The sequence below is a fragment of the Acinetobacter sp. BIGb0196 genome (assembly GCF_011759595.1).
GTDB classification, from domain to species: Bacteria; Pseudomonadota; Gammaproteobacteria; order Pseudomonadales; family Moraxellaceae; genus Acinetobacter; species Acinetobacter guillouiae.
In genome coordinates, this window is the sequence record NZ_JAAOZA010000001.1 from 1,381,173 (window position 1) to 1,402,269 (window position 21,097).

At 36.2% G+C, this 21,097-nt stretch carries 17 protein-coding genes; 16 read left to right on the plus strand and 1 reads right to left on the minus strand.

The window, feature by feature from the left end; genetic code table 11:
* The first annotated feature begins 471 nt into the window (after window positions 1-471).
* From FHR28_RS06200 to FHR28_RS06225, 6 genes are all read left to right on the plus strand, one after another.
* Window positions 472-1,071, plus strand: a complete 600-nt coding sequence (locus tag FHR28_RS06200; protein WP_154131072.1) for a fimbrial protein — start codon at window positions 472-474, stop codon at window positions 1,069-1,071.
* A gap of 835 nt (window positions 1,072-1,906) precedes the next feature.
* The gene (locus FHR28_RS06205) at window positions 1,907-2,497 is read left to right on the plus strand and encodes a fimbrial protein (RefSeq protein ID WP_154130464.1); all 591 of its coding nucleotides are present in this window, start codon (window positions 1,907-1,909) and stop codon (window positions 2,495-2,497) included.
* Window positions 2,498-3,343: 846 nt separating this feature from the next.
* Window positions 3,344-3,937, plus strand: a complete 594-nt coding sequence (locus tag FHR28_RS06210) for a fimbrial protein (protein WP_154130465.1) — start codon at window positions 3,344-3,346, stop codon at window positions 3,935-3,937.
* Window positions 3,938-4,027: 90 nt separating this feature from the next.
* Window positions 4,028-4,633: a fimbrial protein gene (locus FHR28_RS06215; protein WP_166782182.1), complete on the plus strand. Its 606-nt coding sequence runs from the start codon at window positions 4,028-4,030 to the stop codon at window positions 4,631-4,633.
* 88 nt (window positions 4,634-4,721) lie between these two features.
* Complete coding sequence (locus FHR28_RS06220) at window positions 4,722-5,312, plus strand: fimbrial protein (RefSeq protein ID WP_166782183.1); 591 nt, start codon at window positions 4,722-4,724, stop codon at window positions 5,310-5,312.
* Window positions 5,313-5,505: 193 nt separating this feature from the next.
* Window positions 5,506-8,106: a TonB-dependent hemoglobin/transferrin/lactoferrin family receptor gene (locus tag FHR28_RS06225; protein WP_166782184.1), complete on the plus strand. Its 2,601-nt coding sequence runs from the start codon at window positions 5,506-5,508 to the stop codon at window positions 8,104-8,106.
* Between the two features lie 203 nt (window positions 8,107-8,309).
* Here FHR28_RS06225 and FHR28_RS06230 read toward each other — a convergent pair whose 3' ends face one another.
* Window positions 8,310-9,206 carry a LysR family transcriptional regulator gene (locus tag FHR28_RS06230; protein ID WP_166782185.1) on the minus strand — a complete coding sequence of 299 codons (897 nt, stop codon included), beginning with the start codon at window positions 9,204-9,206 and terminating at the stop codon, window positions 8,310-8,312.
* A gap of 374 nt (window positions 9,207-9,580) precedes the next feature.
* Here FHR28_RS06230 and FHR28_RS06235 point away from each other — a divergent pair, with 374 nt between their 5' ends.
* From FHR28_RS06235 to FHR28_RS06280, 10 genes are all read left to right on the plus strand, one after another.
* Window positions 9,581-10,834: an MFS transporter gene (locus FHR28_RS06235; protein ID WP_228722028.1), complete on the plus strand. Its 1,254-nt coding sequence runs from the start codon at window positions 9,581-9,583 to the stop codon at window positions 10,832-10,834.
* Between the two features lie 182 nt (window positions 10,835-11,016).
* A complete protein-coding gene (locus tag FHR28_RS06240; RefSeq protein WP_166782186.1) occupies window positions 11,017-12,243 on the plus strand; it encodes an aromatic ring-hydroxylating oxygenase subunit alpha in 1,227 nt (408 codons plus the stop codon).
* Between the two features lie 42 nt (window positions 12,244-12,285).
* Window positions 12,286-13,233, plus strand: a complete 948-nt coding sequence (locus FHR28_RS06245) for a PDR/VanB family oxidoreductase (protein WP_166782187.1) — start codon at window positions 12,286-12,288, stop codon at window positions 13,231-13,233.
* A 10-nt stretch (window positions 13,234-13,243) separates the two neighbouring features.
* A complete protein-coding gene (locus FHR28_RS06250) occupies window positions 13,244-14,107 on the plus strand; it encodes an NAD-dependent epimerase/dehydratase family protein (protein WP_166782188.1) in 864 nt (287 codons plus the stop codon).
* Window positions 14,108-14,135: 28 nt separating this feature from the next.
* Entirely contained in the window at window positions 14,136-14,750 is a 615-nt protein-coding gene (locus FHR28_RS06255) for an NAD-dependent dehydratase (protein ID WP_166782189.1), read from the plus strand.
* Window positions 14,751-14,780: 30 nt separating this feature from the next.
* Entirely contained in the window at window positions 14,781-15,971 is a 1,191-nt protein-coding gene (locus FHR28_RS06260) for a DUF1116 domain-containing protein (RefSeq protein ID WP_216076325.1), read from the plus strand.
* A complete protein-coding gene (locus FHR28_RS06265) occupies window positions 15,964-17,253 on the plus strand; it encodes an amidase (protein WP_166782190.1) in 1,290 nt (429 codons plus the stop codon). Before FHR28_RS06260 ends, FHR28_RS06265 begins: the two co-directional genes overlap by 8 nt.
* A 17-nt stretch (window positions 17,254-17,270) precedes the next feature.
* Entirely contained in the window at window positions 17,271-17,660 is a 390-nt protein-coding gene (locus FHR28_RS06270) for a VOC family protein (protein WP_216076326.1), read from the plus strand.
* A gap of 48 nt (window positions 17,661-17,708) precedes the next feature.
* The gene (locus FHR28_RS06275; RefSeq protein WP_374759601.1) at window positions 17,709-18,878 is read left to right on the plus strand and encodes a hypothetical protein; all 1,170 of its coding nucleotides are present in this window, start codon (window positions 17,709-17,711) and stop codon (window positions 18,876-18,878) included.
* Between the two features lie 420 nt (window positions 18,879-19,298).
* Window positions 19,299-20,765 (plus strand): purine-cytosine permease family protein, encoded by a 1,467-nt coding sequence (locus FHR28_RS06280; RefSeq protein ID WP_166782192.1) that lies wholly within the window; start codon window positions 19,299-19,301, stop codon window positions 20,763-20,765.
* Window positions 20,766-21,097: the final 332 nt, after the last annotated feature.

Below are 21,097 nucleotides of genomic sequence, written 5' to 3' on the forward strand. Positions count from 1 at the left end.
CTCTCCTTAGTTATTACATTCTTACGCTGTTACATTCTTGCGCTAAAAACAAAGCAGTGCTTTGTTTTTGCTCAAGCACTTTTTCTGTTGCCGCATGTTAAAAACAATCTGTATGACGATATGAGGTAAAAAGTAAAAGAAGTTTAATTTATATTGTGTTAAATTTTCTTTATCGTTTTTAAGATATTGTTTTTAAATAATTAAATTTTAATTATTACTTTTAGTAAAGTATTTTAATGAGAAAAAATCAATGTAAAAGTGTGATGTATAAAGCATTATATGCAAGGTATTGTTAACCAGTTTTATTTTAATCTGTGAGTCATTCCGAAATAAAAGCAGCGTTTAAACTAAAAAATAACCAGAGTCGCATCTGTTTAGCATGACTCCTTTATTTCAATTTTTTTTAAACGGTAAAGGGATAACAGTCATCACACGAACACATTCATTATTAAAATTTACGAGATTGATTTCATGAAAAAACTCACTTTAACTGCATTCAGTGCTTTGGCTTTAAGCTTGACGAGTAGCAGCGTATTTGCTGTAGATGGAACAATCACCGTCAATGGTGTGGTGACGGACCAAACTTGTACATTACAAGGTTATAACAATGCAACGGGACTTCAAGATATAACGGTTAAGATACTCACTGTGCCTAAATCATCATTTTCGCCTACAGATCCATCATCTTCAGTACAGAACACTTTTACTCTACAATTAACAAATGCTAGCGGTACGGGTAAATGTGATGCTGCCACAAGTAAAGCCCTTCAAGGGATCCATCTAAGTGCAATTTCAGCAACTGACTTAGATGCAGCCGATAAAACATTATTGATCAATAAATCCCTAGATGCTTCTACCACCAACCCTGTTTTTTTTCGAATATTCAATTACGCTGGTGTTCTTGTAGATTTTTCTGCGCCTTGGGGAACTCAGGCGAGAAGTCCAGTGACTCCAGACATTACTGGTTATAAAAGATTTATAAGTTATACTGCACAGTATTTTACCAAGACTGGAGTTGTTGATGCTCAAAATGCGCATGCAATAGTCAATTATACCATGCACTATAATTAATTTTGGGTATGTGGATTTTAGCTGCTAAGCATAGATTTACTGGTGCTTTAGAAAGTTAAAATTTAAAAAAACTGCAATTCATTGCAGTTTTTTTGTCATTCGGCTTGTTGCATAAGTCTTTTTTAAAAGCATAGATCGATATAAAAATTCCTCTCATCCCCACTTTCTCACAAAGAGAGAAAGCACTTTGAATAGCAATATGATTTACGCCACACGATCATTTTTGATTGATGAACGAAATCGATTGAATATCATTTTATAAAAAATCATAAATAGTTTAATGAATATTCAGTCAATGATGTTGAGGGGTAACACTTTGGATACGTATGGAATATCTCAATAATAAAGCTGGATGATAAGGTCATTTATATGATTGAAAAATGATACAGCATATTATTTTAGTCAGGTTAAATTTGGACAGGCAAAATGATTTTATTTATATTTAATCATATTTCGATATGCTGTAAATGGCGTTTAAAATTAAGATAAAATTTAAATTTTGATCATTTGTTTTATTTATAATTATGAATTATAAAAATAAAATTTATACATGATTTTATGTAATGTATTTATATGATAAAAAGTAAACTTAAAAATATTGTGATATGGGGATATTTTTTTCAGCATGGAGTTTTATTTTAAATTGTCGGAAATTTAAAATAAAAATAATTATTTAAATAGGCGAAACCTTGAAATAGGCTGAGGCTAAAGTTAGCGATGAAAATGTTTTTTATATATTTAGATGCATCTATTTATGTGAATATTACTTTGCCTCCTAATATAAGCAACAACATCATTATATTGTAAGATTTATTAAAACTTCATGGGGGATTCAATGAATAAATTTACTTTACCTGTATTGGGTGCTTTGGTTTTAACTTTGACATGTAGCAGCGTATTTGCTGTAGATGGGAGCATCAGAGTCAATGGTGTTGTGACTGACCAAACCTGTACCTTACAAGCTGGCTCTAGTGAGGTAAGTGGTTTGAAAGATCTAACAATTAGCTTGCCCACTGTGCCTAAATCAAGATTTAGACCTGGAGTTTCACAAATAAGAATGGGCGTACTGTTGTACTTAAAAAATGCTACGGGTACAGGTACTTGTGATACAGCAACAACGAAAGCCTTTCAAGGGATACATCTCAGTACAATTTCACCACCAGATGACTTAGATGCAACGGATAAAACTTTATTGGTGAATAAAGCTACAGATGCTCCTACTAAAAATCCTGTTTTTATTCAAATAAGTACTGGACATCAGACCGTTGTGGATCTTTCTTTGCCTTGGGGATCTCAGTCGAAAAGTGACGTTTTGGGCGTGGAAAATCGTTTCGTATTTTACCAAGTAGCATATATTTCTAAAACAGGAATTGTAGATGCTCAAAATGTACAAGTAAAAATTAATTATACATTGCACTATAATTAATTTTTGGTATGTGGACTTTAGCTGGTAAGCATAGGTTTGCTGATGATTGAGAAAATTAAAATTTAAAAAAACTGCAATTCATTGCGGTTTTTTGTTTTATCGCTAGGCTTGTTTCATCAGCCCTTTAGCCCTTTTTAAAAGCATAGATCAATATAAAAATTCCTCTCATCTTCGCTTTCTCACAAAGAGAAGGCACTTTGAATAGCAATATGATTTACGACACACGATTATTTTTGATTGATGAAAGAAATCGATTGAATATCATTTTATAAAAAATCATAAGTGTTTTAATGAATATTCAATCAATGATGTTGATGGGTAATACTTTGGATACGTATAGAAGATCTTAATAAGGAAGCTGGATGATGAGGTCATTTATATGATTGAAAAATGATAAAGCATATTATTTTAGTCGGGTTAAATTTGGACAGGAAAAAATGATTTTATTTATATTTAATCATATTTCGATATGCTGTAAATGGTGTTTAAAACTCAAATAAAATTTAAATTTTGATCATTTGTTTTATTTATTATATTGATTTTTAATAATAAAATTTACACATGATTTTATGTAATGTATTTGTATGATAAAAAGTAAACTTAAAAATATTGTGATATGCGGATATTTTTGTCAGCATGGAGTTTTATTTTAAATTGTCGGAAATTTAAAATAAAAACATCTATTAAAATAGACTCTAGCTTGAAATAAGCAGAGGTTTAGAGTTAACAGCAACAGCGTTTATATATTTAGATCTATCTATTTTCGTTGAAATTAACATGTCTCCTAATGTGAATCACAGCATCGTTAAATTATCGCATTTATTAAAGCTTTATAAGGCTGGTTCAATGAATAAACTGACTTTACCCACATTCAGCACTTTGCTTTTAACTTTGGTATGTACCAGCGTTTTTGCTGTAGATGGCACCATTACAGTCAATGGAGTTATCACTGATGGAACATGTATATTACAAGGTAGTAGTGGTGTAAGCGGTAATAAAGATCTAACGGTTACCATGCCCACTGTATCTAAATCAAATATTGGTGGAGCGTCAACGAAAATTGTGATGGAGTTAAGAAATGCTGATGGTACAGCTAACTGTGATGCCATAACAAGTAATGCCTTGCAAGGTATACATCTCAGTGCTTCACCAACTGACTTGGCTTCATATGATAAGACTTTATTACTCAATAAAGCTACGGGGGTAGGCGGTGCGTCTACTGCCAACCCTATTTTTATGCGAATAGAGACTGATAAGGGGGTTGGTCTTGCTAGGCGGGTAGATTTTTCTGCACCTTGGGGAACACAGGCGAAAAGTTATGTTAATCAGTTTCGTGGCCGTACATGGATTACTTACTATGTAGTATATTTTACCTGGAATTGGATTGTTGACGCTCAAAACGTCACAGCAACTATAAATTATACATTGCACTATAATTAAATTTTCCTCTGTTGTTTTTGGTTGGGAAGCATGCGTTTACTGAAGATTGAGCAATTTAAAATGATTAAAACATTATAAAGGGGTTATTCAATGAATAAACTGACTTTAGCCACATTTAGTACTTTGGTTTTCACTTTGCCATGCACAAATGTATTTGCAGTAGATGGCACCATTACGGTTAATGGTGTTATCACTGATGGAACCTGTACATTAAAAGGTGATGGTGGTTATATAACTGGTTTGAAAGATATCGTATATCCATTAGGTATTGTACCTAAATCGTGGTTTACGCCTACACTTCCAGTGCCAATGCGTTATGGACTTACTCTACAGTTAACCAATGCAACAGGTACAGCTCACTGTGATGTGGCAACAAGTAAAGCATTAAAAGGAATACATCTGAGTACAATTTCACCAGATGATTTGGATGAGACGGATAAGACTTTACTCGTGAATAAAGCCAAAGGTGCGGGTGGTGCTTCTGCTAAAAATCCTGTTTTTATTCAAATGCAGACTGAAAACAGTAGACCTGTAGATTTTTCTGCGGCTTGGGGAACTCAGGAGAAAAGCTTAGTGCGTATCCGTGCTGATGGTGAAACATATGTATATTACATAGTCGCGGTTGCTTCCAAAACGGGGATTGTCGATGCTCAAAATTTCACGACAACGATCAATTATACCTTGCACTATAATTAAATTTTGTGTGTTGATTTTATTGATGAAGTTTAGGTTTATTGAGGGTTGAGAAAATTAAAACTTATTCAAATCTTATGAGATGTATTGAATGCAGAAACTGACTTTAGCCACATTGAGTGCTTTGGCTTTAAGCTTGACTTGTAGCAGCGTATTTGCGGTAGATGGAACAATCACCGTCAATGGTGTGGTGACGGACCAAACATGTACATTAAAGGGTGATGGTGGTTTTGCAACTGGCTTAAAAGATATAACCGTTGACTTGGGTACTATGCCTAAATCAAAGTTTACACCTACACTTCCAGACCCAAGGAAGCATGGATTTACTCTGTACCTCACAAATGCTGCAGGTACTGGTGCCTGTGATGTAGCAACAACGAAAGCCTTTCAAGGGATCCATCTCAGTGCAATTTCAGCAAATGATTTGGATGCCACAGATAAGACTTTATTGGTTAACAAAGCTATAGACGCTTCTACAATCAATCCTATTTTTATTCAAATTTCTAGCATTAATGGGGTAGTAGATTTTTCCGCACCTTGGGGAGTTCAAGCAAAAAGTCCAATTTATACGCTTGGAGATGAAACGTATCTACAATACGATGCAGTGCCTGCTTCCAAGACTGGAATTGTCGATGCTCAGAATTACACCGCAACGATAAATTATACAATGCACTATAATTAATCTTTTGTATCTGTTGGCTTAAGTAGATAATCATATATTCGTTAATGCTTTAGAAAATTAAAATTTAAAAAAACTGCAATTGATTGCGGTTTTTTCGTTTCTGCTTCGTCATATAACTTAGAACACATGAAAACACAGATTATTTTAACTGAGTGAAGTTAATGATTATCATTTAACCTTGGGTGGGTAGAGAATGTCTCAATCTTTATATCAGAATGCAATAAAGCCTGTTGCGTTGGCTGTTGCAATCGCACTCTCTATGAGTGCAATCAGTATACAAACGCATGCAAATAATGCTTCGCCTGTTGGCTTTTATCAAGTGCAAAGCGGTTCATTAACCCAAGCTTTAAATAGCTTGGCACAGCAAGCCAATGTATCCTTGTTATTAGATCCTGCAAAAACCAATCGTTATCGGGTAAAGACGATGAAGGGTAAATATACCCTAGATCAAGCTTTTGCATTATTGGTGCAAAATACCCCATTCCAGATTCAAAAAACTTCTGCAGGTTATCTACTCATTGAAAAGTCTACTGCGGCACAAACGTCTGTAGTCAATACAGAAAACACTGCAACAGGAAAAACAGCAACGGGGAAAACAGCAACATCATCCACAAATGCAGAAAACCAAATTTATCAGATGACCCCGATTGTGGTCGAAGCAATAAAAAAAGACACCATACAATTTGGTCAGAGCGTGCTCAATCAAAAGGCGATTGATCGTTATCAGGCCAATAATGTTGCGCAATTGCTCGATCATATGCCCAGTGTAGGTTCTGCAGGATCTCCACGTCCAGGAGGGCAAACGATTAATATCTTGGGGATGGGTGGGGTAGCCGATGTACCAATCACCTTAGACGATTCTGTTAAAACGTTTGATAAATATCGACAAGGTTCAGTCTTTATTGAACCTGAGATTTTAAAGAAAATCACCGTGGATAAAGGGCCACATAACGTCGAAGTCGGTAATGGTGGTTTTGGTGGTAAAGTTACACTGGAAACTAAAGATGCGACAGATTTGCTTGATGAGGGTAAAAATATTGGCGCATTCTTAAAATATTCACGTTTTTCCAACAACAGTCAAAATACCTATACGGGTGCAGTATATGGTAAAGCCGACAATGGGCTGGTCGATGGTCTGTTTTACTATACAAACCGAGACAGCGGAAATGTAAAGCGACCTGATGGCAGTGAGTTTTTATATTCTGGACAAGAGCAAGAAACCTATTTAGCCAAACTGAACTTTTATCCTGCCGATGGTCATAAAATTTCTTTAAATGCCATGCGCAGTGGGCATGAAGGTTGGGAACCTTTTGCTGCCATGCGTGATCAAGATGCCGTGCCGACTGAAGCTGATATTGCCAAATATGGTTATGATGAGGCTTGGAAACGCCGTTTGGTCGACCGTGATCAGGAAGATACCAGTTATTCTGCAAGTTATGAATTCAATCCTGATGCTAACCCATATCTAAACTTAAAAGCTGTCGCATCCTATTCCAAGACCTATCAGCATGATTTACGCTTGCCAAGTGTGACGGGTTCAGCGGCACTGTTAGGCAATGAAAGCTGGGTAACCTATACCAATACTGCATTAAAAATGAGTAATATCAGTGATATTGATACAAAACTGGGGACGCATAAATTAAAGGTTGGCGCGCAATACCAGAAAATGGAACAAAACTCGCTGATTTATGACAAAAATAATGTGAAAAAGCCTGACTATAATTTTGGTTATTATGAACCGAACTATATGCCTGCTGGTGATCAGCAAATGCTGAGTGCATTTATTGAAGATCAGTATCAGATTAATAATCTCATCATTACCCCATCGCTACGTTATGATCATATTGAAAATAACGGTAAGCCAAATCGTGCATCACGATTTAATGATCCGGCTGCTGGACATGATTATTCCAGTAAAACCTATACAGGCTGGTCTCCTCGTTTAGCGATATCTTGGAAACAGACCGACTACATGACATGGTTTGCTAACGTGAGTAAAACTTGGCGTGCGCCTCGTGTAGATGAACAATATTATGTGCAATCCGCAGCAACCACTGTTCCATCGACCAGTCGTTATTTAGTTCCTGAAAAAATGTTGGCGATTCGTGTCGGAAATGAAATGAATTTTGACGATGTGTTTAGCAATGAAGATCATCTGCAAGTGCGTTTAACTTATCATCATAATCGTGGGGGCGATGAGATATTCCGCAATCGCTCAACATTTTGTCAAGCACAAGCAGAAAACAATGCCAACAACGGATCAGGCAGCGTAGCAGACTGTAAAGGTAATTATGATCATGGTTTTTATCGTAATGTGACTGATTACACCATCAAAGCCTATGAAGCCGAAGCTTTCTATAATCAGCCGACTTGGTTTGCAGGTTTAACCTATTCCTATATTCGCGGGCAACGTGATAATTCCCCTGTAAATCCGTGGTTTGATCAAAAAACATGGATGACCAATATTCCACCGAAAAAAGCCACAGCGACTTTAGGGGTGAATGTGCCTGAGCATCACTTAACCATGGGATGGAGAGGGATATTTGTTGCTGCACAAGATCGAAGCCTTTCAGATAATGATAAATCGATCGCTGCATCTTCATTTTCATTACCTAAAACCAAGGGCTATTCACTGCATAGCGTTTATGCCGACTGGCAGCCAATTGGTGTAAAAGGCCCGACGCTGAATTTCTCGATTGATAATTTATTTAATCGTGATTACAAAATGTATTTGGGTGAGTATATGACAGGTACAGGTCGAGATTATAAAGTGAGTATTTCGCAGAAATTCTAATGTTTCTGTATCCAATATTCGAAGTGGTAGAGTGAGATTGCGAGAAGTCAATTTGATTTAAGGAGTAAGTTTATACAGATTTACTTCATATAAATTAAATCGCTTTTTACATTATTTAATTATACAAGGTGTAGGGGTTGCATGGCGACAGGGATGTCGCCCGTTATATGTGAAAACGCGAGGGTATAATACGTACCCCGCGCTTAACAAAAAAACTCTTTATCGTTAGAAACAGCAATCGATTCTAGCCATTGAACAAACTCAAGCTCACGTTCATTCAGTTGAACAGATTTTGGATAGACCAGAAAATAAGAATACTCTTCAAGTGTTTCTTCAAATAATTGAATCAACTCTCCAGATTGTAAAAATGGTCTTTGTAGAAATGGACAACCAAGCATCACGCCTTGATGATTACGTACACTATTTAATCTGACATTGGTATCATCAATATAAATATTATGCTGACCTAAGATCGGCGTATTAAATTTTTTTTGAAACCACTCTGTCCAACTTGAATTACTTTCCTCATGTAGTAAGGTTACATTTCTCAGCTGTTCAAGCGATTCAAAAGGGCCATATTTTTCGAAGTATTCAGCAGAACAAATCGGGGTTAAGTTACCAGGAACCAATTTAACCGTTTCACAGTCTGGCCAATCATTTTTACCCCAAACAATTGCAAATTTTATATGATCTCTTTGAAAATCTGGTGGTAATAGATTGTGAATAAGATGAATTTCAATAAGTGGGTGCGTTTTCCAAAAAAACTCTAACTGTTTAGTCAGCCACATACTTGAAATAAAAGGGCGTAAACTGAGATTAATTCGCATTTTTCCACGCGGTGTGCGTGATTCAACCAGTGCATGACTGATCTCTTGAAATGGCTTTTCCAGTTTAAAAAAAAGTAGTTCTCCTTCCTGAGTGAGAATCAAGGTTCTATTTTTACGAAAAAATAATTTATAACCTAGATATTCTTCTAATATTTTAATTTGATGGCTAATCGCCGATGGTGAAACTAATAAATCCTCAGAAGCCTTAGTAAAATTTAGACGTTGGGCTGAAACGATAAACGTTTTTAGCGCGTTTAATAAAGGTAATTGCATCCTGCTCACCTCTAATGATTAAAATAAAAAGTTTTTAATCACCTCAACAAATCAATAAATGATCACCTTATCGTGTTGAATACCTATTTGTTTCCTAATATGTCAGATTCAACAATGATCAAGAAATATGATTGTAACCAAACTTTGTAAGTTTAGACAGTTTCAATCTATATCTAAAAATTTTAATTAAAAATGATTCAAGCTATAAATTCTGAAAACATAATAAGATAGAGCTTATTTTCGTTTTTACTATGAATTTTTTTCAATTTACTTTGAGAATAACTACATTTTTAGAGTGGTCACTGAGTGACATACTCATTATTGCAAAGGAATTTGCATTTGCCATGAATTTGGTTAGCTTAAGGAAAACGCTTATGGATAATATAACTGAAAAAAATATCAGAAAAGATGTGAATGTCGATACAGGACAGAATGGCTCGATTATCGATGAAAGTCCAATGCTAAAGTTTCATTGGAAACTTTTATTTCAATCCGCTGGTGGTCCATTTTTGGATGGTTGGTTATTAAGTATTATTGGTATTGCCTTAGTCGGCATGCAAACGGATTTAAAATTAACCAGTTTTGATTTAAGTCTCACCGGGGCTTCGGCTCTGATTGGGATTTTCTTTGGTGGATTATTTTTTGGTCGAATCACAGATATTGTAGGACGGCAATTAATGTATACCCTAGACTTAATTGCGCTTGTTGTATTTTCTGTATTATGTGCTTTTGTTGACAGTGCTTGGCAAATTATATTACTTCGATTCATTATTGGGGTGGCAATAGGTGCAGATTATCCAATTGCAACTTCTTTGTTGGCGGAGTGGTTACCTGTTAAAAAACGTGCTGCGATGCTTGGTTTGTTAGTTGTCGCATGGTTTGTGGGAGCGACTGTAGCGACATTTTTAGGTTTTGGGATGGCTGAGTATTTAGGTGATGGGTCTTGGCGCTGGATGCTCGCCACCGCAGCAGTACCCGGCATTATTATTCTGTTAATGCGAATTGGTACACCAGAATCTCCACGATGGTTGTTATCTAAAGGACGTATTGATGAAGCAAAACGGGTGGTTAAGCGAGTATATGGACCTGAAGCAACGATTGATTCTATTGTTGCAGATGAAGCAAAAATTCAGTTAAAAGCTGGCTTTGGCACATTACTCAAAGGAATTTATTTCAAAAGAATAATTTTTTGTGGAGTATTTTATTTATGTGCTGTGACGCCACTTTTTGCGATTTATACTTTTGGTCCAGTGATTCTAAATGCATTCGGTATACATAGTGGTAATATTTCTAATGTGGGTTATGCGCTGATTAGTTTAGTTTTCTTAATTGGTTGTATACCAGCATTGAGAATGACAGAAACATTTGGACGGCGTCCGTTATTATTGTGGTCATATCCAAACGAGTTATTTCCAACCGATATTCGGGCAACGGCGATGGGTGTGGTGACTGCAATTAGTCGAATAGGTGCTGCAGTTGGAACGTTTTTAATGCCACTGTCGATTGAGCAGTTTGGTGTCGGCCAAACCATGTATTTTATGGCAATTTTGACTGCTATTGGTTTTGTTGTCTCATTCTTACTCGCACCTGAAACAAAAGGAAAATCGTTAGTTGAAGCAAGCTCTTAATCTATAGTTTTTATTTAAAATGCCTAAAAAGCACTCATTTTATGGAGTGCTTTTTTTAGTGTGCGGATCAAGTTTTTTACTTCAAATTTTTCTCAAGTATTCGTCAGTTTTACTCAATTTTCATCACTGTGATTTTCACGCATCATCAAGCTATGGAAGCAAGATTGGTAATGGAGTAGGAAATGAAACAGTTTAAAGAATCACCAATTGATATTGATACTTTTGATCAAAGTTATTTTAATCAAGAATCCGATGTGGTGTATGCCTTACCACCAGAAAGTTTTACTTCGGAAGCATTTTTTCAATTTGAACTGAATGCGGTGTGGAAACGTGATTGGATTTGTGTTGGGCATGTCAGTACGATTGAAAATGTAGGGGATTTTTTTACCTTTGAAATTGGTGATGAATCATTATTTGCGATTCGTACTCGTGATGGTTCAGTGAATGTTCTATCCAATGTCTGCCGTCATCGCAATATGTTGTTGCTTGAAAAATCTGGGAATACCCGCCGTATTCGTTGTCCTTTACATGCCTGGATTTATAACATGGAAGGCGAGTTGGTTTCAGCGCCTGGCTTGACGGATGCAGCAAATGAAGAATTTGATCCTAAGAAAGTATGTCTACCAAAATTAAAATCTGAAATTTGGGAAGGTTTTATTTTTATTAATTTTGATGAAAATGCAACGCCAATTTCTAATCGGTTAGGCAAATTAGCGGTTCAACTTAAAAATTATGATATGGCGAACTTAAAAAGTGCTGAACCGTTAAAGTTAGAAAGTTTTGACTGGAATTGGAAAATTTTCAATGATGAATGTTATCACTGCAGTTATTTACATGCTTCATCTTGGGGAAGTATGTATGCAACGCGTCCAGAACTCGTGGATGAAGATGTAGAGTTTAATGACTTAGAAAATGGCATCGTTTCTTATAATTTAATCAGTGAGCATATAGATGCTGCACCTACTCATACTGGAAAAATTTTACAGCCACATATTGAGACGTTAACAGAACAAGAACGTACTCAATTGACTTATGTAACGATAGCGCCAAATTTATTATTGGTGGCAATGCCTGATAAAGTTAAATATTTCCTATGGTTATCTAAATCAGCAGGCGTGTCGACTTATGGTGTTTCATGGATGTATCCAAAAACCACATTAGCGCTTGAAACTTTCCGTGAAAATTATGACAAAGAACATGATGATTTATTTCCTGTCATGGTAGAGGACTTATTTGCGTGGAAACGTTCTTTTATGGGAATGAAATCATCTACAGCGACACGTGGTCGTTTAACCAACAACGAAAAAGTCATAAAGCGTTTACAAAACTGGTTGATTGATAAATATCGTCTAGAAGATCGTCTTGCAAAAAATCAGTCAGCCAATTTTCTTGAAGTTGTGAATTCATAAGTCGGTTTTTCAAGGAAGAATAAGATGACGCATGAAGCAATAATGAAATTAAAGGTTATTGATAAACAACAACTTTCACCGAGAGTTGTCGGTTTGATATTGGGCTATGAAAATGCAGTTCAGATGTTGCCAGAGTGGGATGCTGGTGCACATATTCAATTAACCTTAAATACGTCAGAGGAGGTGTGTTTTCGTCAATATTCTTTGTGTGGTTTGCGACATGATCTTCAAACTTGGCAAATAGCAATTTTAAAAGAACAAGCTGGTCGTGGAGGTTCTCAATTTATCCATGAACAGCTTCAAGTGGGTGATGTATTGGATGTAGGTGAACCTAAAAATCATTTTTCATTTAAAAAAGATCCACATTGTATTTTTATTGCAGGTGGTATTGGGATCACTCCGATTATTGCGATGGTCCGTGAAGCGGTACAACAAAATTTAGATTGGCATTTAATTTATTTAGCTCAACAGGATTCAGATTTTATTTTTAAACAAGAATTATCTCAGTTAGATCAATCAGACCGAATATATTTTCATTGCTCAGATGAAAAAGGCTTTTTTGATTTAGAACAATATCTAAATCAATTTGATGCCAAAACAACAGTCTATAGCTGTGGCCCTCAGGGTTTATTAGATGCATTAGAAAAATTACAGCAAAAAAGTCAATGGAAATTAGTGATCGAAAGATTTGCAGTAGAGGTTTCTGATGAATTGAAAACAGGTAAAAGTTTCGATATCACGCTACAAAAATCAGGTAAACGCATTCATGTTTTAGAAACAGAAACGATTTTAGATGCACTTAAACGAGAGGGCGTGAAAGTGATTTGTTCTTGTCAATCTGGTACATGCGGTACCTGTGAAACCGTTGTGATATCTGGGATTCCTGAACATCGTGATTTTGTTTTATCAGAAGAAGAACGTGAATTAAATGAAACAATGATGATCTGTGTTTCTCGTGCAATTTCATCAGAATTGGTTTTAGATTTATAAGGAAATTTACATGAATAAGGTTGTTGTTACTGGTGGCTCTGGTCGAGTTGGGCTTTATGTGGTTAGACAACTCATGAAAACAATGCATGTGGTGGTTGCTGATTTAGTTGCACCCCAAAATATAGAAGTTGAATTTATTCAAACCAACGTCATGCATTTAGATGAAGTTCGTCATGCATTAAAAGGGGCAGATGCAGTCATACATTTAGCGGCATTAGATTTTGATTGGAAAGCTGCATCTGAAAAATATATTGATGTCAACGTGCGTGGAACTTGGCATGTATTACAAGTAAGTCAGGAGCAAAATATTGAAAAAGTTGTACTTTGTTCAAGTGTCTCAGCATCTGGTCTATCTGAGATGCGTCCAGACTGGATCCCTCAGTCCTTGCCAGTAGATGAGTTACATCTAAATAAACCTGTCAAAGCCTATAGCGTAAGTAAAATTTTAATGGAACAAATGGCGAAAAGTTTTGTGGATGGTTATCCCAATATGAACGTCATTTGTCTCCGTCCTCTTGCCGTCGTACTCAATGAAACCTTGGCTGAATATATTGATTTTGTTGATGCTGAAGATCGCCATTGGTTGTTTTATTACGTTACAGCAGAAGATGTTGCAACAGCATTTGAAGCTGCTGTAAATATTAAAGGTTTACGTTTTGGTACATTTTATTTAAGTGCGAATGATACGTCACATCCAGAAGATACTTTCACATGGTATCAAAATAAAATTGGAAAATTACCAGAAATTAAAAATCCAAAACTTTATCAAAATTATCCACGTGCATCGATTTTTAGTAATCGGCAGGCAAAAGACATTTTGGGATGGAAGCCTACTTCAGATTTTAATCAATTACGTGAATTAAATAAAAAATAATCTTGGAAATTGTATAAGGAGTTTGAACATGGAAGGTATTAAAGTTGGTCAAATGGAATGGACTGGTGATAATCCGTTTATTTATCTTAAAACCAGTGAAGAACAAAATTGGAGTTCTTTAACTTTATATTTTCGTATTGCCAGTTCAGTACATGGTTCAGGTAAAGCCATCTTAGTGCTTGAGCAACCCTATGAAAGTAATCCAGAACATCAAAATCGCTTTATGTTGACGAATAATCTACCTTTGGCAAAATATTTAGTATCTGATTTTGTTCGTCATTTTGGGCTGTTTCGAAAAGCTATCGCTTTAGATGAAATGAAGTATATCGATCATGTCGATTTTTCAACAGAAAATCGTTTTCCTGAACAAGTCGTTGAATCCGCATATGTAAAATCGATGGATTTACAAGTAGATATGGTTTGGAATAATTTGCAAAATGCAATTTGTGTGGATTTGCCCGCACACTTAACTCAAACCTTAAAACACGAAATGATGTGTGTATTTCATCCCGCATTAACTGCACAAGTTTTAATCAATGGACAGGCTTTGGCAGGGCAAACCATTGAAAGAGATTTTAATGGTACACGTGCTCAATCTGCGAGCTTGGCAAATAGTGAAACTTGGATTCGAGTAAAAGACTAAATAAAAAATATAATATCGGGAGTGCCAAGGATGTCAAATTTTGAAACAAGCGAAATCTATCAAAAAATTAGTACAGTTGAACCAATGTGGAATAAGTTGGTGCGTTTAAAAGATATTTATCCAGAGCAAAAAAAGTTACTGTTACATGCAGGACCTTCTTTTCAAAATTTTCAAGAAATTCCTGAAGCGGTACGAAATTCTTTAGCTATAGCTATTCTTTTTGAGGGCTGGGCTAAAAATAAAGAAGAAGCTTTGATTTTACTTGAACAAGATCAGGTCAAGATTTCACCCGCGCAAGATTTTGATGCGGTCGTACCATTGGCGGGTGTCATTTCACCGTCTATGTATCTGTTACAAATTGAAAATGTACAAAATGCTCAGGATAAAACCTATGCTGTTCTGAATGAGGGAATGCAATGGTGTACCCGTTTAGGGATCTTTGATGAAAAAGTCATTGAACATTTAAATTGGTTACATGGTGAATTTTCAGAATGGTTAACAAAAATAATTTCTTATAATCCAATTCTACTCAGTCCTATTTTACAAAAATCATTAAAGCAGGGCGATGATGGTCATGGTCGGACTTATGCAGGGTCTGGATTAATTGCGGATACAATTCTCGATATTGCAGATAAAAATCAAATTCAAACATCGCAAAAAATATATGATTTTTTATATGGATCTGTCGCGTTTGCACTTAATTTTTGGATGGCTGCCGCGTTATTGATCTTAAAAACAGGACAACTGAGTAAGGATAAGCAACTCATTGTAAAAGCGGGGGGGAATGGGATTCGGTTTGGTTATGCACTGTCTAATCAACCCAAACGATGGATCTGTGTGACTGCACCAGATATTAAAGGAAACAAGGAGGAGATTTATTCTAAACAACAAGCACTTGGAACTCTAGGAGATAGTGCCGTTGTTGATATTTTAGGTTTAGGTGGACAGGCTTTAGATATCGCAAAAATTTCAGCAGAAAATCTTATTGCATTTTTACCCAATGATTTTGCAACACGAATGTATGCGTTTACTTTGATGCCTATCGATTTTTTAGGGCAACGTTTTGGATTGGTGGATTTAGATAAAATTCAGCAAAATAAAAAAGCACCATTGATCTTACTGGGTATGATTTCCAAAAATGGTTTATATGGTCGAATTGGAGGAGGGGTCGCAACACTGACAGAAGACATGTTCAATCACTTGGAGATTTCGGATGTCTAAACAATGGATTAATAAGTCGATTATACAATTATGCCAAGCCATAGAATGCAATGAGGTCGATCTCGAAACCGTCGTCGATGCATTTTATCAACGTATAAATGATCGTGATAAAAATGTACAAGCGTGGCAATTGTTAATTTCGAAAGAAGAATATTTAAAGAAATATTATCTTCATAAACAGTTCTATAAAAATTCTGTATTAAAGGGATTGCCTTTTGCAGTCAAGGATGTGATTGACACTGCTGGTATTGAAACTTGCATGGGTTCAAATATCTATGCTCATCGTGTTCCAACCATGGATGCCGCAGTGGTTACTGCGATTAAACAGGCGGGTGGAATTTTGATCGGTAAAACAGTCACAACTGAATTTGCATTTTTTAAAGCAGGGAAAACTTGCAATCCACATGATAGAGAACGCACACCAGGAGGTTCTTCAAGTGGTTCAGCAGCTGCGGTTGCTGATTATATGGTTCCATTTGCACTGGGAACACAAACAGCGGCTTCTGTTATCCGACCTGCATCCTATTGTGGTTGTTTGGCTTATGTGGCCAGCCACAATGAATTTTCACTTCGGAATATTCAACCTTTAGCTCAATCTTTAGATCGTTTGGGAATGTTTGCACATCATTTTTCCGATATTTCTTTTATGCGAAAAATAATGCAATTGAGGTCACCTGAAAATGTCGAATTTCCAGCCATTCAAAATTTAAAAATTGCTGTGTTTTTATCTGAAAGACTAGGTGAAATAGATTGCGCAATGCAGCAGGCATTTTCAGAATTCATAGCGCGACTAAAACAAAATTCAATTCAGTTGTTTGATGTTCCTGATGAAATTGATGTCAAAGCTTTGGAACAGCATCATATTCAAATTATGGCTTATGAAGTGGCAAGAAATTTACAGTTTGAATATCAAACGGGAATGTTAGATTCATTTTTAACTGAACTGATAGAACAAGGTTTAGCACTTACATATTTTGATTATGTACAACATTTACAAGCAGTTGAAAAGATTAAAACACAATATCAAGAGTGGATGGATGTACATCAAATTATGCTCACCATCGCCCCCGCTGCATCAGGCGTAGCACCATTAGGATTAGAGAAAACAGGGCAGCCATTTATGAGTCGTCCGTGGCAAGTGATGGGATTACCTGTAACAACATTTCCAATCGCGTATCAGCAAAAATTACCGCTTGGTGTGCAATTGATTGGGCATTTTCAGCAAGATGATGAGTTACTTGAAATCAGTCAATTACTGCAAAGTTTGGTGGAATTCGCTTGAAAATTGGAGTGATGGATATGAAGTTTCAATTAGATCATTGCATGATTAGAGTGAGGGATTTAGAAAAATCATTATATTTTTACCGTGATATTTTGGGAATGGTAGTTTTACGTCAGCAAGAATACCCTGACGGAAAATTTACCAATGTCTTTTTAAAATTTGAAAATGGTTCAGCTATTGAGTTGACTTATAACTGGGAGCGTCAAATAAATTATGAACTTGGAGATGCATGGGGACATTTTGCTTTACAAGTTGAAAATGTTGAGAGTGCAGTAAATTATTTAAAAAATCAAGGTGTTATTATAAAAGTTCCAGCAAAAAAAATGAATTATGGGAATCGAATGTTGGCTTTTATTTTAGATCCAGATGGGTATTCAATTGAACTCATTGAAGCATTGAGTAAATGAGCAATTGAGCTTTAATTAAAAACATATCATATACAAGGATGTATGCAAATGGCTTTATTTAAATATAGCGTTATAGGGATTATATTGTCTTTAAATTTTAGTGAACAACTTTTCGCAAAAGATTTAGAGTTTGGTAATCCTGAAGGTGAGTATGGGGAATTAGTCGTTTCTGGTTTTCTTCGTGCTAAATATCAAGATAAAAGTTGGACTAAAAATGATCGTAAACTGGTATTTGATGCAGCAAGGCTAAATTTAGATTATCAAAAAGATAAAGTTTTTGCGCGTGCAGAATATCGTTGTTATCAATTTGATAAACTCTGTGATTTTTCAGCTTTGGTTGATGGTTATGTCGGTTATAAGATCACTGAAAAAGACAATATTAAATTAGGTGTACAAACAATTCCTTTTGGTCCAACCCGTTTTTGGGAAACAAGTTATTATGGCGGTATAAATACCCAGTACGGTTTGGAGGATGTCCATAATCTGGGTGTAAATTATCAATTTGAACCGATTAAAAACACCACAATAGATCTTGGCTTTTATCCAACTGATGCTGGAAACTATCGTGGTTCAACGAAAGATGCAGCGCGTTATACAACGAATTTCGTGAAGTCTGATGATGCTAAGAATACTTATTTACAAGAAAAAAATATGTGGATTGGCCGTATTCGACAGCAACTTCATTTTTCAGATCTGCCTGATTTAAATGCTTCTGTTGGTACTTCATATTGGTATTCTAATATTGAAAATAAATCTAATCAGCAAACAGGGCAGAGAAATGCGTGGTCTGCATTTGGGACAATGGAATATAACAATCTTAATTTGATTCTTGTGATGGGTCAAAATAATGTGAAAAATAAGGATAGTATAAATCCATATAGTTCATTGGCTGGATCATTTGATGGTAATTATTGGTTGGCAAATAAGGGAGATTTTTATACAGCAGATGTAAGTTATACCTTTAAAAATGTTGGAAAATTAGATTCGATAACGCCTTATGCGATGCATAGTAGTTATATTAAAGATCAACCTACATTTAAGAATTCTATTCGAAATACAGTAGGCGTTACTTTCAGCCACAAAAGTATAATGTTACAAGCTGAATATATTGTGAGTAAGAATGATCTTTTTGTCGGAGGCGATGAATACGCTTTAGCACAAGGTTCGTCACCCAAAACAAAAAAATTATTAAATTTCCAATTATTTTATCATTTTTAAATACTTAGGCATGATGTAAACATCACCGAGTTAGATAAACTATCAAGTGATTGATAGTTTATCTTGTATAGAACTTATAAAAATAATCTATAAATTATAAGGATTTATTTAAATTCATATTCATTATCTGCTTTCTTCTTTAAAATTATTCCACATATAAATTAAATGTTTATCTTTTGATTGATGTGAAGATGTTTCTACAAATTTTTTATAAAGCAAAAATTTCATCACTTATTTACCTGCCCATATTACTGATCTCGAAGCAATATATATCCATTTGGTTATGAATTCTCATCTAAAGATGATTGGACTTTGGCATCTATTCATTCAAAAAATACCTTCAGGCTAAACAGATAAATCACTGTTTATAAATGATCACCAGAGGATTGGTGTATTAGGATCTGTATAAAAGGGACGATGATGAATACAAATAAAAACAGTTCACAGAACATAAATCAGGCTGGATCCACCATCGCACAAGCTGTAGAGGATCATGCATTGGTCAGTGTGCCCATGGCAGAACGCCAGAGTGGTTTTAAATTGGCGATGAGTCCAATGGGTGTTGCAACAGCACTGGTCATTTTTGCCGTTGGTGGATTTACAGTGTTACTCTCAGGCTTTTGGATTGGGCTACTGGCAGGATTTATTGCAACCATTGTTGGTTATAGCATGGGTTATTATCTTGGGAAAATGACCTTTCAGACGGGTATGTCGAGTACGGTCACATCACGGTTTTTCGGATTTGGTGTCAAAGGCTCATCACTGGGCGCAGCTATTTTTGCCTTTATGATTCTGGGTTTTCTGGCATTGGAAAGCGCCTTGCTGTATGAAGGAACGCTGTTGATGTTTAACTTGCAGGACACCATGCTGGTCAAAATATCCCTGTATGGTGTACTGACCCTTGCATGGATTTTATTGGCGATATTTGGTCTGCAACTTGCGTTAAGGGTTTCAAAATACATGATTGTGGTTACGCTGGTGGTCACCTTCTATATGATTTATCACCTTTATGGTGTACGTGGTATGGACCCGATGCTGGTTTTTAATTCTACTGGTTCAGTTACTGGTGGATTTTGGCCAAAACTCAGCACGGCACTGGTTTTGATGGGGGCAACTGCGGGAACAATTGCACTGGTCACGATAGATTTTGCCAGATATTGCCGCAATACTCAGGATGTTAAAGTTCTGGCGATGGCTGGTCCGCTTATGCAAAACCTGATCATGATTGTATTGGGTGGGCTAGTGGTGATTGGTGGTATACCCGAAGTGGCTGAATATCTGATGCATCGTCAAGCAGGCCTATCACCACAACAGGCATCGGAAGCTGCTGCGGGATTTGCCATGACGAATACAGGTGCATTTTTTGTGGTACTTGCAGGTTGGGTTGGATTTATTACCATTTATGCGGCTCAGGCTAAAGCACAAGCAATCAATGCTTATTCAGGTTCACTTGCATTGGTTAATCTGCTGGATGCACTGACTGGTAAAAAACCGGGACGAGCCTTTATGGTGGTACTTGGTAATATTTTTGCACTGATGATGATTAGTGCTGGGATTCTGGGACAATTTGTCGCTTGGCTCTCCTATCTGGGGTGTATGACTATGGGCTTGTGTGGCGTTATGCTTATCGACTATTACTATGTGAGGAAAGGGCAGTTTTCATTACAGACTGCAAAGGTTGAAAGCTGTAATTGGGCGGGTGTGATTACTTTGATTATTACTTCGGGTATTGGGATTGTGCTGATCGCAAGCAAAGTGTTTGAACTGGGTTTCTTTGTGACATTGGGTTTATCTTTCTTGCTTTATCCTGCACTTAGAAAATTGATGCCAGAAGGAACCGCAACCCATTTTGTTGAGGCTGATGTTGCACTGGATGCAGCGGATTGACACTCAAATTTTGTGCTTTTGAATTCTAGATGGTTATCCTATCGTGGGGCGACAGGGATGTCGCCGTTGGGCGGGGGTACAGGACGTACCCCTCGCCTAACATGAGCAAAAACAAAGCACTGCTTTGTTTGCTGCGCAAGGTTTGGCATCGCCTACGCAAACTTATTGAAACTTTCAAAGTAAAATGTGGCAATGAAAGCTTTAACAAAGCTCATACTGATTCATTTTGGATTTTTAAATCCTTCCCTTGCAAAGTTAATACTTTTCATTTCTTTTTAAAGGCGCTCGTTTTCCATTACTAACATTCATTGTGTTTTGAGTCGCTCAGCTAC

Coding starts and splice junctions, on each gene's coding strand:
- FHR28_RS06200 (WP_154131072.1), top strand. CDS start 472: ATGAAAAAACTCACTTTAACTGCATTCAGTGCTTTGGCTTTAAGCTTG.
- FHR28_RS06205 (WP_154130464.1), top strand. CDS start 1,907: ATGAATAAATTTACTTTACCTGTATTGGGTGCTTTGGTTTTAACTTTG.
- FHR28_RS06210 (WP_154130465.1), top strand. CDS start 3,344: ATGAATAAACTGACTTTACCCACATTCAGCACTTTGCTTTTAACTTTG.
- FHR28_RS06215 (WP_166782182.1), top strand. CDS start 4,028: ATGAATAAACTGACTTTAGCCACATTTAGTACTTTGGTTTTCACTTTG.
- FHR28_RS06220 (WP_166782183.1), top strand. CDS start 4,722: ATGCAGAAACTGACTTTAGCCACATTGAGTGCTTTGGCTTTAAGCTTG.
- FHR28_RS06225 (WP_166782184.1), top strand. CDS start 5,506: ATGTCTCAATCTTTATATCAGAATGCAATAAAGCCTGTTGCGTTGGCT.
- FHR28_RS06230 (WP_166782185.1), bottom strand. CDS start 9,206: ATGCAATTACCTTTATTAAACGCGCTAAAAACGTTTATCGTTTCAGCC.
- FHR28_RS06235 (WP_228722028.1), top strand. CDS start 9,581: ATGGATAATATAACTGAAAAAAATATCAGAAAAGATGTGAATGTCGAT.
- FHR28_RS06240 (WP_166782186.1), top strand. CDS start 11,017: ATGAAACAGTTTAAAGAATCACCAATTGATATTGATACTTTTGATCAA.
- FHR28_RS06245 (WP_166782187.1), top strand. CDS start 12,286: ATGAAATTAAAGGTTATTGATAAACAACAACTTTCACCGAGAGTTGTC.
- FHR28_RS06250 (WP_166782188.1), top strand. CDS start 13,244: ATGAATAAGGTTGTTGTTACTGGTGGCTCTGGTCGAGTTGGGCTTTAT.
- FHR28_RS06255 (WP_166782189.1), top strand. CDS start 14,136: ATGGAAGGTATTAAAGTTGGTCAAATGGAATGGACTGGTGATAATCCG.
- FHR28_RS06260 (WP_216076325.1), top strand. CDS start 14,781: ATGTCAAATTTTGAAACAAGCGAAATCTATCAAAAAATTAGTACAGTT.
- FHR28_RS06265 (WP_166782190.1), top strand. CDS start 15,964: ATGTCTAAACAATGGATTAATAAGTCGATTATACAATTATGCCAAGCC.
- FHR28_RS06270 (WP_216076326.1), top strand. CDS start 17,271: ATGAAGTTTCAATTAGATCATTGCATGATTAGAGTGAGGGATTTAGAA.
- FHR28_RS06275 (WP_374759601.1), top strand. CDS start 17,709: ATGGCTTTATTTAAATATAGCGTTATAGGGATTATATTGTCTTTAAAT.
- FHR28_RS06280 (WP_166782192.1), top strand. CDS start 19,299: ATGAATACAAATAAAAACAGTTCACAGAACATAAATCAGGCTGGATCC.